The organism is Gardnerella sp. KA00243, from assembly GCF_049244105.1.
In the GTDB taxonomy this organism is placed as follows: Bacteria; Actinomycetota; Actinomycetes; order Actinomycetales; family Bifidobacteriaceae; genus Bifidobacterium; species Bifidobacterium leopoldii.
Map to the genome: position 1 here is coordinate 943,685 of NZ_CP058375.1, position 15,237 is coordinate 958,921.

Sequence of the window (15,237 nt, forward strand, 5' to 3'; positions counted from 1 at the left end):
CATCAATTAAGCAGGTGTTAACACATGGAGCGCATACGTCGCAAAAAGCAGTACAAGAAGCCGCGCACATTGCGTGCTGTTGTAGCACGTTTTTTAGATTACACTCTTGCTGCTTTGTTATGCTTTATACTTGCTTTTTGCACTAGCCTGGGGCCAATTTTCCGCAGTCAAGATATTAAAGTTCATTTAGGATCAATCGCTGATTTTTCGTTGGTTAATGCTTTTATTTTCGTTGCTGCCTTCATAATATACGCATTAATACTGACTGTGCTTATTTACTACGGTAAAAATAAAAAGTTTTTGCCTAAATATCAACCTTTTACGAAATTAATAAAGTCAATTGCGTTAAGAAAAAATAGTGAAAATAAAAAACAGTCAAAATTACAAAAATTTACTACTAAACACACTATTTTCCGCAATATTTCGCATTTTCTTTTAAAATCTGCAAAACTATTTTTTAATTGCGCTAAATGGTTCATTAACCACTCCACTCGCAACAGAAGAAACCTACTTCTTACTTTTTTCGTGGGCTGGATTTGGGTTCCAGCTACGTTACTTGCCGCATACGGTGCAGATATATGCTCGCAAATTCGTGAGTACAGTTGGACTTGGAATAAAATTACAGGCTTAGACCAGCCTTATATCGGCTTCTTTAGCTTTGTCCCAATGGATATTTACCCAACTGCGCACTACTTGTGGCCAACTCATCCAACTTATTTAACAGATCAGCACAACATTGTTCTAACTGTTATTTATGGCGCAACAACAGCAGTCTCCAGATACTTTACCGACTCAAACGACGCTGGAATTGCACTTCTTGCCTTTGCACAATTTGTATTTGCAGCATGGTGCGTTTCTGCAACAGCACACCGCTTCTTAAACAAACCTTGGCTTAACGCAGAATCTAGCTCAACAAATTGCAGCACAACAACTTTTGCAAGATTCGTTATTCTGCTTATGTTTTTACTTAACCCGCTTGTGTTGTGCTCAACTATTGCGCTTACAAAATCTCCGCTTTTTGCGTTCGCTTTTGTTTGGTGGTTTGGCATAAATTACGAGTTAACTAATTGCTATCATGCGAAGGACACTAAAAATACACCTAGCACAAAGCCGAGTGCGCAAAAGCCTAGACTTCACACTGTTTTGGAATTAATTATTTCAGTGTGTGTAATGCTTATTGCTGCAAAATATGCCTGGTATATTCTGGTTGTTCAATTCGTGCTTTTAATTATTTTTGAGCGCAAACGCTGGCGTTTGTGGGTTTGCGGAATTTTGCTTCCAACCGTTGTAATTCACGGCTCGTTAATTATGCTTATTTCGAGCGGTGCTATTATTAGCGGCGATCCTATTGAGAGTCGCGGCATTCAGTTACAACAAATTGCACGTATAGCTAAGCTCGATCCGCATAGCATACCGCGTAGTGCAAAGCGCATTATTGCACCAATTTTTAATCTGGATCAAACTGCAGAAGCATACAAACCTTATGACGCAGACCCTGTGAAATCTTCCGGATTGCAATCTAAAAAAGTGAGTTATCGTTGGCGATACGTTACTAAAGACAATATTCGTAAATTAGATTTCGCTTGGTGGCAAATGATTACGCATAGTCCATTTGTGGCAACTGACGCTTTTCTTGCAAAGACTTACGGATACTTTGATATTTTTGACCGCCCGTATGTTGGACCAGAATATTACATAGACACTGACAGCATACACAAATCTGATTGGATTAAATATTGGAATCCTAAGTGGCGAACTAAATTTGCAGAAGACATTAGCACGTTTAGTGATATTCCTGTTTTAAGTTGGTCAATTCACGGAAATACTTTCGTTATTTTTACACTACTTATTGGAGTTGCAGAAATTATTCTTCGCCGTTGGCGCACATTGTTATGGCATATTCCACTTGCCTTGCTGGTTGGAGTTATGATTCTTGCTCCAGCTAATAATTTTGAGCGACATATGCTACCGTTAGCTTTTGTTTTCTGCTTTGTAGCACTTACTTTTTGGCGAGATACTTTTACTCAATCGCGCTATAATAGTAGAGAATGTTAGAATCAAAGGCATAAGATGGACGAGAAGAATACACCTCAGTTTGCGCAAGATAGCAGCGCTGCTTCTTCTATTATGTCCGAAGAAAATTATGAAGATAAACTTGCAGGAAACAGCTTACTTAGTAGCGATTTTCTTTCGATACTAGCAAGCGTACAAGCAGCAGAAAAGCACGCGGAGGATTCTAATATTGCCAATTCTCTTGAAAATCAACAGTTAAACAAAACGCAAGTAAACGCTGTATCAAATGATCAAGAGAGCTCTTCTAAAGCAGAGCAAGAAAACGAAGAAAAGCACAAGCACCACTTATGGCATCGTCTTTCATCAAATCAAAGTCGTTCGAGTCATTCAAGTCAATCTTCTGAAAATACTAAAGGTAATAATTCACCGAGTTTTACTCCATTGCCCAGCGCGCAAAAATCAACTAGCTCGGAACCGCTTAGAATTTTCGACAATCGTGATGGCCAAGTTTTTGACGCGGCGATGCGCTTGCAATTACACTCGATTATTGCCACGTGCTTAATGAATGGTATTGCAGATGCTCGTATTGACGCTTTCATGCATTTACTTCAATGGTCAGATTCGCCAAAAGTTATTGTTATTGTAGGAACTTTCGGCACTGCAATTAAGCCAGATGACGGACCAAATCGCAAGCCAGCACCAGATATTCCACCTGATAACACTGACACTTTGCGCCGAAATATTTGGCCACAGCTTGGTAGTTGCAATGCGTATGATGCAATAGTTGAGCGCACACAAAGTAGTGCTTTGCAGCGCATTACGGGAGCTTGGCAAAAAACGCAAGCACTGATATCAGCATCTACGAAAAATTCTTCTACTTTTGCAGCACCTTCTCATATTATTCTGCTTGCTGTACGCGAAAATCCTAGCGATCAGGCTTTAGAGAAGCTGTGCAAAGTTTTTGAGAATTCTCATAAGACGATTTGTGTTAGCAGCATGGTTGAGGGCGTTGAGCAGATTTCTTCCGCTCTTACTGCTACTCTTGCCGCAATTGCTGTTGCTCCAGCAGTAAAGCATTTGCCGCAAATCATTCACACGGATGATTTGCTTCCGGAGCGAGCACTTATTGGCGATGCCACAGCTTTTGATACTCTTTACAACAAGGTGTATCAAAGTTTGGCTCCTTACAGTCATGACGATCCAACTCTGGAAACTATTGACATGTTCTTGCGCTTTGGTGGAGCTCTTGACCAAACAGCACACGAACTTAATGTGCATCCAAATACTGTTCGTTACCGTTTACGTAAAGTTGCGCAAACTACAGGATGGGATGCTACGGATCCGCGCGCCGCTTATGTGCTGCAAACAGCTATAACAATTGGTAGAATTCGCGATTCACATTAAGTCTAACTTTACAAACAAAAAACGTGCGACGCAAAACCAAAGGTTTTACATCACACGCTAAATGCAAGAATAAAGCAAGCACAAACAATAATAATATATTATTTATACTTACGGCACTAATTTAGTGACGAATCTTGCGAAGAGCAGTACCCATGCCGGCAAGAGCAGAAGCAACGACAGCAATCACAGCTACCGCAGCACCGGTCTTAGGAAGCTTAGCCTTAGCTGGAGCAGCTGGAGCTGGAGCAGCTGGGGCTGGCTTCTTATCATTCTCATGGAAATTGCTGGTAAGAGCTCTGTTGTACAAAGTCTTTGTAGCAGGCTCGCAAACTACAGTGCCCAAAGCGTTCTTGTAGCAGTGATTCATATCAGGAACCTGGGTAGGGTCATTGTAACCCTTAGGATTAGCAGGAGCCTCATGAGTCTCTGGATACAAATTCTCACCGTTCAATGGATCTGGAGTACCGTACTCAAGAACATGAGTATCGATTTCATCATCAGCCATTGCTGGAGCAGCAAAAGCACAACCTGCAAGCAAAGTAGCAGCTGCAGCGAAAGCTGCAATGGTCTTCTTCTTTAACATATTAGACCTTCAATCTCTTTTATCTGATCCCCGCGCAAAAGTTAGGGCTAACACGCAGAAGCCAGATACCAATATTAAAACTGGAATAAACCAACCCGGAATACACCAACTCGGAATATACCAATCTAAATTACAATAACACAGGGTACACCAATTTTTTCACAAATAGAAAGTATTTTAAAGAAAAAACACTAAATAAAGGCGTTTTGCTGTAACAAAGCAACTACCAGCAGTATAAGAGAACGCTTAGAACTTAACGCAGAACAAACTATGGATAATCAGTTACTGGCGTAATACTGAAGTAAATAATGTAAGCAAAAACTGAACTAAAAAGTAAAAAGTGAGCGCACCGTATTCGCATACAGCACGCTCACAAATAGTTAAGCAATCATGCACTTTTGTGCATTAAAAGCTTAGTGGCGAATCTTGCGAAGAGCAGCACCCACACCAGCAAGCACAGAAGCAACAACAGCAACCAAAGCTACAGCAGCACCAGTCTTAGCCAATGGAGCAGCAACATTTGCAGCATTCTTCGTTGCATTCTTCGTTGTCTTATTGTCATTAGTATTACCAGCAACATTTCCAGCGCCGTTGCCAGTACCAGCGCCATTACCGCTAGGCTGACTTGGAACAGGAGTCAAAGGATTAATAGGCTTTGGAGTAAGCTTCTTGCTCTTTTCAGCTTCAGCAAGCAAAGCACGAGCACCCTCAACAGTCTTAGCCTTACGAATCAGCTTAGCAGTGAAAGTGAAACCTTCCTTCTCAGCCTGCTGAGCAATCTTCTCAATCTCAGCCTTAACAATCTTCTGGAAAGCAGCCTTAGCTTGAGCAAGAAGCTTTACAGTATCAGCATCAAGCTTGCCATCCTTAGCAGCCTTCTTAGCAGCTTCTGCATTAGCGTTCATTTCCTCGTACAAAGCCTTAGCCTGGTCATAAGTCAAGCCCTTGAACAAATCAGCACCATTATACTCAGGCACATTATTAACTGCAGGAGCTACGCCATTGTTAATATTTCTTTTTTCACGCTCAGCCTCAGCAAGCAAAGCCTTCAATGCAGTCAAAGTAGACTTCTTGGAATTACGAATCAGCTTAGCAACGAAAGCGAAACCTTCCTTCTCAGCCTTCTTAGCTAACTCTTCCCTAGCATTCTTCTTACCCTGCTCAAGAAGCTTTGCTACAGCAGCAGACTCCTTAGACTCAGCATAATGTTTCAAAGCATCAATAACACTCTTTGGCAAGCCAAAACGCTCAGCCTCAGCAATAAGCGCATCCTTCTTAGCCTTATCTTTAGATATTGCTTCTTCAACCTTCGCTCTTTGAGCGTCAAATAAGGCTTTTTGGACAGGACTAATCTTCTTCTTCTGCTGCTTCAGTGTAGCTTCAAAAGTCTTAAAATCACCAATACCAGCCATAGTCGTAACAACATCATCAGTTACATCGCTCTTATAAGTAAGAGTAACTGTAACAGTATTCTCACCAGCTTCAATAGTCTTAGGATAAGCAATAGTACCAACAGTACCAGTATCAACTACAGAATCACCCTGAGCAGGAGTAAGATCATTCTGCACCTGAGCTAACAAGCCAGCACCAATCTGAGCTATAGTATAGTTAATATCGCTCTTATCAGCACCGTACTTATCACCCTTCTTATAAAGAGTCATAGCAGTAGTCTTATGATCCGTTTTACCTACCTTAAAGTTAAAAACAACACCTTTAAGTTCAGTAGCATCAGCGGACTGCACAGTAGGAGTAGAACCACCATTAACAGGCGGCTCTGCCATAGCAGGCGCGGCAAACACCAAACCAGAAACCAATGTGGCACCGGCAGCGAATGCGGCAATCGCTTTCTTATTCAACATAATAAACCTCAATTTTCTCACATAAATTGCGCGACATCATTTGTTCACGCAAAAGCAAAATCAATAAACAAAATTTAGTAAATATTCAAAATGAGTTTCATATTTTGGGAATTAATTCAATATCTTGAGCAATAACCTTCAAACTTTAATCAAAACCCAAAATACTAACACATACGGCAAAAGGCTTGGGAAACGAATGCCCCTAGTAGCACAATTCCCCAAGCCTCTTACACTAATCAGCATTGCTTCCCTAACAAGCAACACTGACTCAACACTCAACAGCTAGCTTACAAACACTATCAACGCCAGCACTGTGAAGAAAGAGATTTGGCAAAACAGTGAAAACGCACAATAAAATTTGCAAGTCGCCTGTGGCATAAAACTTAAACAGTCTCATGCCACAAGTTGAGTGAAAAATTATTCACTAAATTTAGTGACGAATCTTGCGAAGAGCAGCACCCATACCGGCAAGCACGGAAGCAGCAACAGCAGCCAAAGCTACAGCAGCGCCGGTCTTAGCCAATGGAGCAGCGGCAGCTGGGGTCTTAGCTGCAGCAGTCTTAGCCTCAGCCTTAGCAGCAGCCTTCTTAGCTGGAGCCTTCTTACCTGGGAAGTTTGGTTCCTTCTTCATAGCATTCAAGATATCCTTGGCACCAGTGTCGCAGCTCTGATCCTTAGCGTGATCGCGTGCGGAATCCAACAAGGCAGCAGCGCGAGTACGGTTGTTATCAGCAACCTTGAGCAAAGCTTCTACCTGAGCCTGAAGCTGCTGGACTTCGTGAGCCTCAACGTAATCACCCTTAGCAAGGGCATCCTTCATATCCTCAGCAAGCTCAGCCTTGAGATCCTTAACAGTAGCTTCAACATGACCGTAGTGCAAAACAGCCTTCTCAAGCTTACGACGAATATCCTTCAAGTAAGCGCAGGTGTCACCCATACCCTTGATGAGGTCATCCCAGCCGTGAGCCTGTGTAGCTTCAAGCTTTTGGAGAAGAGCATCATAAAGGTGAACATTGGTCTGCGCACGCTTCAAAACCTCTACGAACTGACCCTTGTAGTTATGCTGAAGCAAATCAGAGTTGATTGGATCATGGCTTTCTGGATCAGCTGCAGGAGTACCAGGAACACCATTATCAGACTGCTGACCAGTTGGATCAGTAGTGTGGCTGCTCATACCTGGAACCTTAATCCAGTCATCCAAGCCTGCTGCCATTGCTGGAGCAGAAAAAGCGAAACCGGAGAGGAGGGTGGCGCCGGCAGCAAATGCGGCAATAGCCTTCTTATTTAACATAATATTTTCCTTTCTTCTTCTCCTTCACGCCAAACGCGCGAAGAAAAAATTAATATTCACAACTTAAGTTTTGTGAATAACTACCAGCGCAGAGCATCCGGCTGGAAGCTGTTATTAACATACCCCCCCCCCGTTCGAAAAAGTCAAGAGCAGACACACAACTCATTAACAAAAAATATTCATATTTTTATGAAAATATTTCAGTCAAACTATTTTTAAAAGTAAAAAATACAGTATTATGCATTATTTTTCGTAAAAATGTCAATTTCAAGGTTTTTAAAGATTTTTCCCAGAAAACTCTCAGGAAACTCTTGAATACTCCCCCAACCAGCCGCAAAACCGTTGCAAAATCGCCATTCCCCCGCGACACGCCGCGCACGACTACGCGCCCTCAACTTCTCCAGTCACCTATTCATTACTAACGCAGTTTGCGTACTGCACCAGTAACGCAAAATCTCAATTATTCGTTGCTAACGCAGAAACGCAGTAACACAAGTAACAAAAAAAAACGCTGAAAACATGACTCAAAAGAGCACATTTTCAGCGTTTATAAGTTTTAAACTTAATCTACTACTTACCAGCCATGCTTTCGCATAAGCTACGCAAGCAATAAATCAGGCAGCAATGCTGGCGATATCAACTGGAACACCAGGAGCCATCGTAGAAGTCACAGTTACCTTAGTAATGTAACGACCCTTAATGGTGCTTGGCTTCAAGCGACGGATTTCGTCTGCAACAGCCTTGAAGTTTTCTTCAAGAGCCTTAGCATCGAAGGAGAGCTTGCCGAAGAGGAAGGACAGGTTGCCCTGGCGATCCACGCGGAACTCAATCTTACCGCCCTTAATGTCAGCAACAGCCTTGGCTACATCCATAGTCACGGTGCCAGTCTTTGGGTTTGGCATCAAGCTACGAGGACCGAGAACACGACCCAAGCGGCCAACCTTACCCATCATGTCTGGGGTTGCAACGACTGCATCGAAGTCAAGGAAGCCACCGGCAACCTTTTCGATAAGCTCGTCATCACCAACAATGTCAGCGCCAGCTTCCTGAGCCTCAGTAGCCTTTGGGCCACGAGCGAACACCAAAACCTTAGCGGTTTTACCGGTGCCGTTTGGCAAATTCACAACGCCACGAACCAACTGATCAGCCTTGCGAGGATCCACGTTAAGGCGCATAACAGCCTCAACGGACTCGTCGAAAGCGTGCTTTGGCATGCTCTGCAACAAAGCGATAGCTTCAGCTGGGGTGTACAGGTTATTGCGGTCGATCTTCTCAGCCGCTTCACGATACTTCTTAGAACGCTTAGCCATTTCTACACTCCCTTTCAGTCGGTAACGGTAATACCCATCGAGCGAGCAGTACCCGCGATGATCTTCATACCGGCCTCGACGTCACGTGCGGAGAGGTCAGGCATCTTAATTTCGGCGATTTCGCGCACCTGAGCCTTGGTCACAGAACCAACCTTGTGAGTCAATGGATTCTCGGTGCCCTTCTGGATTCCAGCAGCCTTAAGCAACAAAGCAGCGGCTGGTGGGGTCTTCAAAATGAAGGTGAAGGAACGATCTTCGTAAACGGTGATCTCAACTGGGACGATTTGACCCATCTTGTCCTTCGTTTGGTCGTTATACGCCTTGCAGAAGTCCATGATGTTCACGCCGTGGGAGCCTAATGCTGGGCCCAGTGGTGGAGCTGGATTTGCCTTACCAGCCTGAATCTCGAGCTTAATAAGCGCGGAGACTTTCTTTTTCGGAGCCATAATATGGTTCTTCTTTCTTGTACAAGCGGTTCAAATGGTTGCTGCAAACTCTTCTATAGTCGCTTCTTACAGAAGTAAAGCACTTACGAAACGTTGCTATAAAGCCGTTTTGCAGCTTCCTCCCGCATCTTGTATTGCTGTGCTGTGCTAGCGGATTCCTCCTCCAGTCACAAGCCTTCCTATTATGCCACATCTTCGCGACACGCATCATTACGAAAGCTGCAACTATCTTTGCATAGCTATTTTTGCGCAACTACATTTGCGCAACAGCAAAAGTTGGAAGTCTACTTCCAAGTTGCATACCTTCGTACAACTATCTTTGCGCAACTATCTTTGCGCAACTATCTTTGCGCAGCTATCTCACTAGACAATTCGTTAAGTATAGCGTTTCTAGTCCACGCACTCACAGTCATTTTTCTGCGCTTCGCATCAGCTTCGATTAAATGCCAAACGGTATCACTTAACCTAACAGTACGCGGTTTCAACGGCTGAGTTTCATCTTCCCAAGCTCTTCCAGCAAACTCTGTAATAGTGGCACCAGGAAAATTATCTTCTGCCTCCTCAGCCCACTTATCAACAATATCGTCAGTAATAACGAACCCATTTTCCGCAGTATACGTATTCTTACTCATCTCGCATCCCTTATCTCTTGTAAAAATCCCTTTGTAAGACGATTCGCATGAATTATAAGTATTGCGTTGTTTTCAAGCTCAGTCAGAAAAGGATACCATATCATTCTTTATTTTTATGCTCTTAACACAAACTCAACGAATCTCAAGCAACGCTACAACTAACTCAAAGCAAATAAAAACACAAAAGAATATAACATTTACTGAAGTAAATTATGAATTGAATAGTACTCTTTCAAAGAAGCCTTAGTAATTTTATGAACGCATATTGCAGAGCCATCAGTAACATCATAAGCATTCTTCCATGGATCCTCACGATGTGTAAGCGCGCTCAAATCGCTACCAGAATATTCAGCAAACTTTTCGCATACCTTTTCCACAATGAGCTTTTGATTATCCGTTAAAGAATCCTCGTTCAGTTTCTCGGTATCAGGAAGCATGATTTCTCCCTTACGAATCAAAAACTTCCCACGATGCATTGCGAATAATTCCGGGCAAACAGGACCATTCCTCCATGCCTGAAAATCCTCGTTAAATAACGGATATCCAGTAGTAGCCAAAGAATAAGCTTGCGAATAGTAAGCTAACTTCTGAAGCTTCATAGTGGTAATAGTTCCAGTAATATTAAGGATGTACGCTGCCACGTTAAATATTGTTGTCATACGCACCTCCCTTTTATAAAACAGACAAGTCATATATTATATTCGTATGACGATAATTAGTCGAAAGCAGGCCACTGCAGCTGGCAAAATACTAAAGGAATTAATCGGCCAGCAAAACTCAGAAGAGTATAGGAAGCAGATATTAATACTCGACTCATGGCGTCATCAGCATGAAGAACCGGCACAAATCTTTTTCAAGAAACTTGTTGGAATCATAAATAAGTATCCAGACGCGATGGCTACGTATCGTCTTAAACGCAAAGAATCAATACTTAAAAAGTTATACCGCAGCAATGGAAATTTTGAGCTTGGCGCAATGGATGACATCGCAGGGTGTAGGGCGATTGTAAATTCTGTGAGTGAAGTTTACGAAGTTTATAATGAAATTCTTAATCTCAAAGAAGCTGGGGAAATCGATATTAAGAAAACGAAAGACTATATAGAAAATCCAGAAAAATCCGGATATAGGTCACTACACATAATAATAAAACAGACATTAAAACAAGAAAACATAGACAGACAATATAGGATTGAACTGCAAATACGTACTAAGCTTCAACACTATTGGTCAACAGCAGTAGAAGCTATGAGTGAGATAGATAACGTAGAGTACAAAGATCCTACTTTGGTAAGTGAAGGTAATACTCGAATACAATCTTGCTTACAATTCTTCAAAGTAATCTCTAAGTTATTTGCTTGCTGTGAAAATAACGATGACGAGTTTAAAGAAGAACTAGCAAATTCAGTGCGAACAAACGATAATTTTAAAGAAATTATTGAAGATCTTAAAGCTGCGCGCAACAGTGTAACTATTAATATGCAAAAAAATATCGCAAAAAGTGGCGAAGGACTTTACTTACTTGAACTTTCTCGAGAAACACAAGAATTAACCATACATTCATACACTATGGATTGCGTAGAAAAAGCTATAACGAATTATAATAGCAAGGAAAATAGCAGCATAAGCAATGAAGCTAACAAAATTCAATATGATACAGAAATTGATAGCGGTAGCGTAAATAAAGACCTGACAGTTGAGAAACCAGATGCGCAAACCTCATATATAACTAGTATTAACAGGGTACTTATTTATGCGAAAAACGAGGATCAACTAGGAGATACTTATCCTAATTACTCATATAACATAGAAAAATTTATTGAAAAAGTAGAAGAACTTATTAATTAATGAAAATTGGGATAATAATCATAAATTCTTCTTCATCTGGGCGTTATCTTCGCAGTCAAATATATTTTTTATGCATGTTGAGATGGCATTCTGCTTACTTTCAAAAAAATTACATACAATAATGAAAATAACAGCTAAAATAATAAACCTGTAAAATCCTAACCACATATGTTCTGTAATAATTTCATTATTTAACGATTTCGTACCACCACTAGCACTAACGCAATCATAAATCCAATTTAATAATTCTGATAAATACTCAGAAAGTTTTATAGATAAATACAACATTGCCTCAAAAACTACTGTCATAATATTGATAATAATTAATTTATATTTATTACTATCTGAATCTTCTATTTTTATATCAAATATCCCTTTACATAGAATCTGTAAATTTTCCAATTTAAGCAAAAATACAATGCACGTTATTATCAAAGCAACTATCGTCCAATTAGACTCATTTAAAAACCCTAAAAGTGTAAACAATACTGACAAAACAGAAATCAAGAACTTTGAACTTTTCAAGAAAGCTCTAACGCTTCTGCGTACTAAAAAGCAGAACGGTATAAACCATAGAATGAACATTGCTAGCGATTTATAACATTCTGGCAACCCCTTAATGGAATCATAATAAATATATGCAAAAATGCAAAAGGATAAATACAACTGAATAAAAGGTATTAAAAATAGAATTTCATTGTTCTTAAACTTTAAATAAATAAGAAACAATAAAAATAGTATTAAGTACACTACACAAGCATTAACAATAGAATATATTCGCTTTGAGTATTCAATATTACCGTAAAAAATTACGCCTATTGTAAGATACAGTAAAAGCGCAGATAATATCATTAAAAGCACGCATGCCACTAGTATACAATTCCTACGACTGCTAAAAAAGGAATATAATTTATCTTTTAAATCAAGCATTCCAAACTCACTTTTAGTAAGTGCAATATATACGCACTGCAATACCAATGCGATTAATCTTGTCATAGTTGATTATATTTATTATTGGAAACTTCGTTATTAATTTTCATATTCATGAACTTAGGTTAGCAGTAAGTCAGCAAGAAGCCACGAGAGCTAGTGTTATTAAATACACAGCCACAAAGAAACAAAGTTTCACATACCTTCGCACCTACCTTCGCGCGCTACACCAATCCACACATATAAAGTGGTAATATTACGAGATTCAAATCTTTTCTAACGCTAAGCTGTTTAGGAGCAAATACATAACTAGTTCCAATTCTTTTTGAAAACTTGTTCTTAAATTTATCAAGAGAAACTGTTTTAAACACATTCCCAGATTTAACTTCAATAGGAGATATACGCATTTTGCCAGCAGAATCCTGAAAAGCTTTAGAAATCAAAAAATCTATTTCCATAGTATTTTCCGAATTTTCTTTATCTCTATTTGAATAGAAGAATAGGCGATGTCCAGATGCTATTAGCTGTTGCGCAACAACGTTTTCAACTAGCATTCCTTCATTAATTGAGATTTTTCCAAATAAAATTTCTTTATATAGATTATTAGACGCAATACTACTATCTGAAAGTATCATAGAAGTCAACAAACCAGTATCAGCCATATAACATTTTACTAGCGCATCATCTGCATTAAGATTCAATCCCACATTTGGATCTGTAGATTTATAGCAATTATTTGTAATACTCGCATCCGAAAGCCAAAAAAACGCATCCTTGTAATCACGCATACGAGCATTCTTGCCTAAGGAAGTAATCCTATATCTTTTTTCATGCCTGGAAAGCTGTGCTGGTATTCCATCAAACACAGCCATAACTTTCATTTCATACCCTTTCGCAAACTTTGCAGCATCCTGCCTATAGAGCGAAAGAATACGACGCTTAACCCTATCTACTCGAGTAAAATCTCTCGAATCAACATATTCATTTACAGATTGCGGCATGCCACCAACTAGCATATATTCTCTAAAAAGTCGCATCGCTTTTTTATGTAAAGCATCTGGCAAAGGATTTAACGCATCAAATGAATTTTTAATAACTTTCGATAGATTTTCTTCTCCAAAAGCCCACAAAAATTCTTCAAAATCAAGAGGATACATGCGTTCTTCTTGTTCTTCAGATGGAATCAATATTGTTTCAACATTATGTTTAATAGACAATAACGAGCCAGTCTCTATATAGTCGTATCTGCCATCTGCAACTAGTTGTTTTACAAATTCTCTAGCCTGTGGGAAAAATTGCACTTCGTCAAAAACCATTACCGATTCACGGTTATAAAGTTTCACACCATATAGTGCAGATATGTATGTAAAGAAAGTGCTTAAATCTGAACGATAATCTTCAAATAGCCGAAGCGCATCTTTTGATGCTTGCGAAAAATCAATAAGAATATAAGACTTGTATTCGTTTCTTGCAAACTCTTCAACTATAGTACTTTTCCCAACTCTTCGAGCACCTGTTACTAAAAGCGCTGTTGAACCGCGATCAGCATTCTTCCAATCGAGCATTTTTTGATAGAATTTTCGCCTTAACATATAACACCACTCTTAATTACCACAAAACCGTTGAAAATACTATTGTTTTATAGTATATATTTCACGAAAATCAATGTCAATTTATGCTAAATTTTCACGAAATCAGGGGTAAATATATGCCGAATTTTCACGAAAATCAAGGTGTTATTTCTCTAAATCTTCGCAACACGCTGCATTACAGCAATTCTAAGCAGTTATATGTTTGGCATGAGCAAGTGAAGCAGCACGGCGGCGGCGCTTGCGAACCGCGGCAATAATCATCGTCGTAAGAATCACCGCGCATCCAATAAGCGCGAGCACAAACATCGTCATCCAAAGCGGCCACTGCAACTTATCACCCGGCGCGGAAACTGGATCCGGTAGCACGCGATACCCCGTCACCAGCAGCCGCTGCGTATTCACACCATACGGCGTACACGTAAGCAGCGTCGCCAAATCGCGCCCCTTCTCGCGCTGAAGCAATCTAATATCATGCGGATCGACCACACTAATGCGGAATACCCTGTAACGCAGCGTCTCCCCCTGCACGTCAAAGTAGAAGAAATCACCCTTCTTCAACTCTACTAAATCATCAAACATGGTCGCATTCGGCAAACCCGTATGCGCCGTCACAACAGCGTGACGCGTTTTGCCACCAACCGGCAAATCCGTGCCATACAAATGCCCGGCGCCATACGCCAAAACCTCCTGCGAACTACCGTGATAAATCGGCAGCTTAACGCCAATCTTCGGGATTTTTACGATACCCATAATCCCCATCGGCTCATCCAGCTGCTTCGCATATTCCTTATACTCCGGCGTCTTCATATAATCCGTCGTGCCATCATAAGGATCAGCCGTAATAATCGACTTGTGGCGCGCATTATAACGACGAGCCGCGTTCAAAATCTTCTCGCGAGCGCTCGCAGTCTGCTTACGACTCAAACGATCATACGCGGTAGAAATCTCCTTCGAGACCTTGTTATTCCACAACGTTGACGCAATCGGGTACGTGAAGCACAGAATCGCTGCAAGCGCGAGGGCAATTGGCTCAAGAGTGCGGCGGAGTTTGGATTTGGTTTTTTTTGTTGGCTTTGGCGCGGGTTTTGATGCGGTTGCTGAATCTTGGGTTGATTCGGTTGCAGGTTTTGCTTTAGACTGATTGAAGAAAGCATATACTTTTGTAACAACGTCGTTTAATTTCATGCTTCCTCCGTTTCGTTGGATTATTTAACTTAGAGCGCGTATCGGTAAACAAATTCGGGGTATGGTTCTTGATTTTGTTTACTTAAGGTTCGCGCGAGCGAAAAATCTCAAATCTTTACCACACAAATATGAGTCTAGGATTTAGTT

General features: G+C 40.7%; 13 protein-coding genes. 3 read left to right on the plus strand and 10 right to left on the minus strand.

All coding sequences use genetic code 11. The annotated features are described in order from the left end of the window. The first annotated feature begins 24 nt into the window (after nucleotides 1-24). Both HXT50_RS03530 and HXT50_RS03535 read left to right on the plus strand, forming a co-directional pair. Nucleotides 25-2,055 (plus strand): DUF6020 family protein, encoded by a 2,031-nt coding sequence (locus tag HXT50_RS03530; protein ID WP_421777029.1) that lies wholly within the window; start codon nucleotides 25-27, stop codon nucleotides 2,053-2,055. A gap of 15 nt (nucleotides 2,056-2,070) precedes the next feature. Then, nucleotides 2,071-3,417, plus strand: coding sequence for a helix-turn-helix domain-containing protein (locus HXT50_RS03535; protein ID WP_421777030.1), 1,347 nt, complete (start codon nucleotides 2,071-2,073; stop codon nucleotides 3,415-3,417). Between the two features lie 121 nt (nucleotides 3,418-3,538). Here HXT50_RS03535 and HXT50_RS03540 read toward each other — a convergent pair whose 3' ends face one another. From HXT50_RS03540 to HXT50_RS03570, 7 genes are all read right to left on the minus strand, one after another. After that, nucleotides 3,539-4,000, minus strand: coding sequence for a hypothetical protein (locus HXT50_RS03540; RefSeq protein WP_004118594.1), 462 nt, complete (start codon nucleotides 3,998-4,000; stop codon nucleotides 3,539-3,541). 413 nt (nucleotides 4,001-4,413) lie between these two features. After that, nucleotides 4,414-5,859 carry a hypothetical protein gene (locus HXT50_RS03545; RefSeq protein WP_421777031.1) on the minus strand — a complete coding sequence of 482 codons (1,446 nt, stop codon included), beginning with the start codon at nucleotides 5,857-5,859 and terminating at the stop codon, nucleotides 4,414-4,416. Nucleotides 5,860-6,289: 430 nt separating this feature from the next. Beyond that, nucleotides 6,290-7,150 (minus strand): hypothetical protein, encoded by an 861-nt coding sequence (locus HXT50_RS03550; protein WP_004118590.1) that lies wholly within the window; start codon nucleotides 7,148-7,150, stop codon nucleotides 6,290-6,292. Between the two features lie 614 nt (nucleotides 7,151-7,764). Beyond that, the gene (gene rplA / locus HXT50_RS03555; protein WP_004106273.1) at nucleotides 7,765-8,460 is read right to left on the minus strand and encodes a 50S ribosomal protein L1; all 696 of its coding nucleotides are present in this window, start codon (nucleotides 8,458-8,460) and stop codon (nucleotides 7,765-7,767) included. Between the two features lie 14 nt (nucleotides 8,461-8,474). After that, nucleotides 8,475-8,906 carry a 50S ribosomal protein L11 gene (rplK, locus tag HXT50_RS03560; RefSeq protein WP_004118588.1) on the minus strand — a complete coding sequence of 144 codons (432 nt, stop codon included), beginning with the start codon at nucleotides 8,904-8,906 and terminating at the stop codon, nucleotides 8,475-8,477. Nucleotides 8,907-9,247: 341 nt separating this feature from the next. Next, nucleotides 9,248-9,538 carry a hypothetical protein gene (locus HXT50_RS03565; RefSeq protein WP_410297523.1) on the minus strand — a complete coding sequence of 97 codons (291 nt, stop codon included), beginning with the start codon at nucleotides 9,536-9,538 and terminating at the stop codon, nucleotides 9,248-9,250. Between the two features lie 197 nt (nucleotides 9,539-9,735). Continuing rightward, nucleotides 9,736-10,197, minus strand: a complete 462-nt coding sequence (locus HXT50_RS03570; RefSeq protein ID WP_421777032.1) for a Panacea domain-containing protein — start codon at nucleotides 10,195-10,197, stop codon at nucleotides 9,736-9,738. 46 nt (nucleotides 10,198-10,243) lie between these two features. On the opposite strand from HXT50_RS03570, the gene HXT50_RS03575 reads away from it, so the two are divergent. Next, entirely contained in the window at nucleotides 10,244-11,383 is a 1,140-nt protein-coding gene (locus HXT50_RS03575; RefSeq protein ID WP_421777033.1) for a RelA/SpoT domain-containing protein, read from the plus strand. Between the two features lie 18 nt (nucleotides 11,384-11,401). Here HXT50_RS03575 and HXT50_RS03580 read toward each other — a convergent pair whose 3' ends face one another. The 3 genes from HXT50_RS03580 to HXT50_RS03590 form a co-directional block, all read right to left on the minus strand. Then, on the minus strand, nucleotides 11,402-11,908 hold the full coding sequence (locus tag HXT50_RS03580) for a hypothetical protein (protein ID WP_421777034.1): 507 nt from the start codon (nucleotides 11,906-11,908) through the stop codon (nucleotides 11,402-11,404). A gap of 629 nt (nucleotides 11,909-12,537) precedes the next feature. Then, the gene (locus HXT50_RS03585; RefSeq protein ID WP_421777035.1) at nucleotides 12,538-13,905 is read right to left on the minus strand and encodes an ATP-binding protein; all 1,368 of its coding nucleotides are present in this window, start codon (nucleotides 13,903-13,905) and stop codon (nucleotides 12,538-12,540) included. Between the two features lie 186 nt (nucleotides 13,906-14,091). Then, nucleotides 14,092-15,090: a class C sortase gene (locus tag HXT50_RS03590; protein WP_410297202.1), complete on the minus strand. Its 999-nt coding sequence runs from the start codon at nucleotides 15,088-15,090 to the stop codon at nucleotides 14,092-14,094. Nucleotides 15,091-15,237: the final 147 nt, after the last annotated feature.

Excerpts from the sequence above, each read along its gene's own strand:
- HXT50_RS03585 (WP_421777035.1), bottom strand. The coding sequence starts at position 13,905 with ATGTTAAGGCGAAAATTCTATCAAAAAATGCTCGATTGGAAGAATGCT.
- HXT50_RS03545 (WP_421777031.1), bottom strand. The coding sequence starts at position 5,859 with ATGTTGAATAAGAAAGCGATTGCCGCATTCGCTGCCGGTGCCACATTG.
- rplK (WP_004118588.1), bottom strand. The coding sequence starts at position 8,906 with ATGGCTCCGAAAAAGAAAGTCTCCGCGCTTATTAAGCTCGAGATTCAG.
- HXT50_RS03590 (WP_410297202.1), bottom strand. The coding sequence starts at position 15,090 with ATGAAATTAAACGACGTTGTTACAAAAGTATATGCTTTCTTCAATCAG.
- HXT50_RS03535 (WP_421777030.1), top strand. The coding sequence starts at position 2,071 with ATGGACGAGAAGAATACACCTCAGTTTGCGCAAGATAGCAGCGCTGCT.
- HXT50_RS03570 (WP_421777032.1), bottom strand. The coding sequence starts at position 10,197 with ATGACAACAATATTTAACGTGGCAGCGTACATCCTTAATATTACTGGA.
- HXT50_RS03530 (WP_421777029.1), top strand. The coding sequence starts at position 25 with ATGGAGCGCATACGTCGCAAAAAGCAGTACAAGAAGCCGCGCACATTG.
- HXT50_RS03550 (WP_004118590.1), bottom strand. The coding sequence starts at position 7,150 with ATGTTAAATAAGAAGGCTATTGCCGCATTTGCTGCCGGCGCCACCCTC.
- HXT50_RS03540 (WP_004118594.1), bottom strand. The coding sequence starts at position 4,000 with ATGTTAAAGAAGAAGACCATTGCAGCTTTCGCTGCAGCTGCTACTTTG.
- rplA (WP_004106273.1), bottom strand. The coding sequence starts at position 8,460 with ATGGCTAAGCGTTCTAAGAAGTATCGTGAAGCGGCTGAGAAGATCGAC.
- HXT50_RS03565 (WP_410297523.1), bottom strand. The coding sequence starts at position 9,538 with ATGAGTAAGAATACGTATACTGCGGAAAATGGGTTCGTTATTACTGAC.
- HXT50_RS03575 (WP_421777033.1), top strand. The coding sequence starts at position 10,244 with ATGACGATAATTAGTCGAAAGCAGGCCACTGCAGCTGGCAAAATACTA.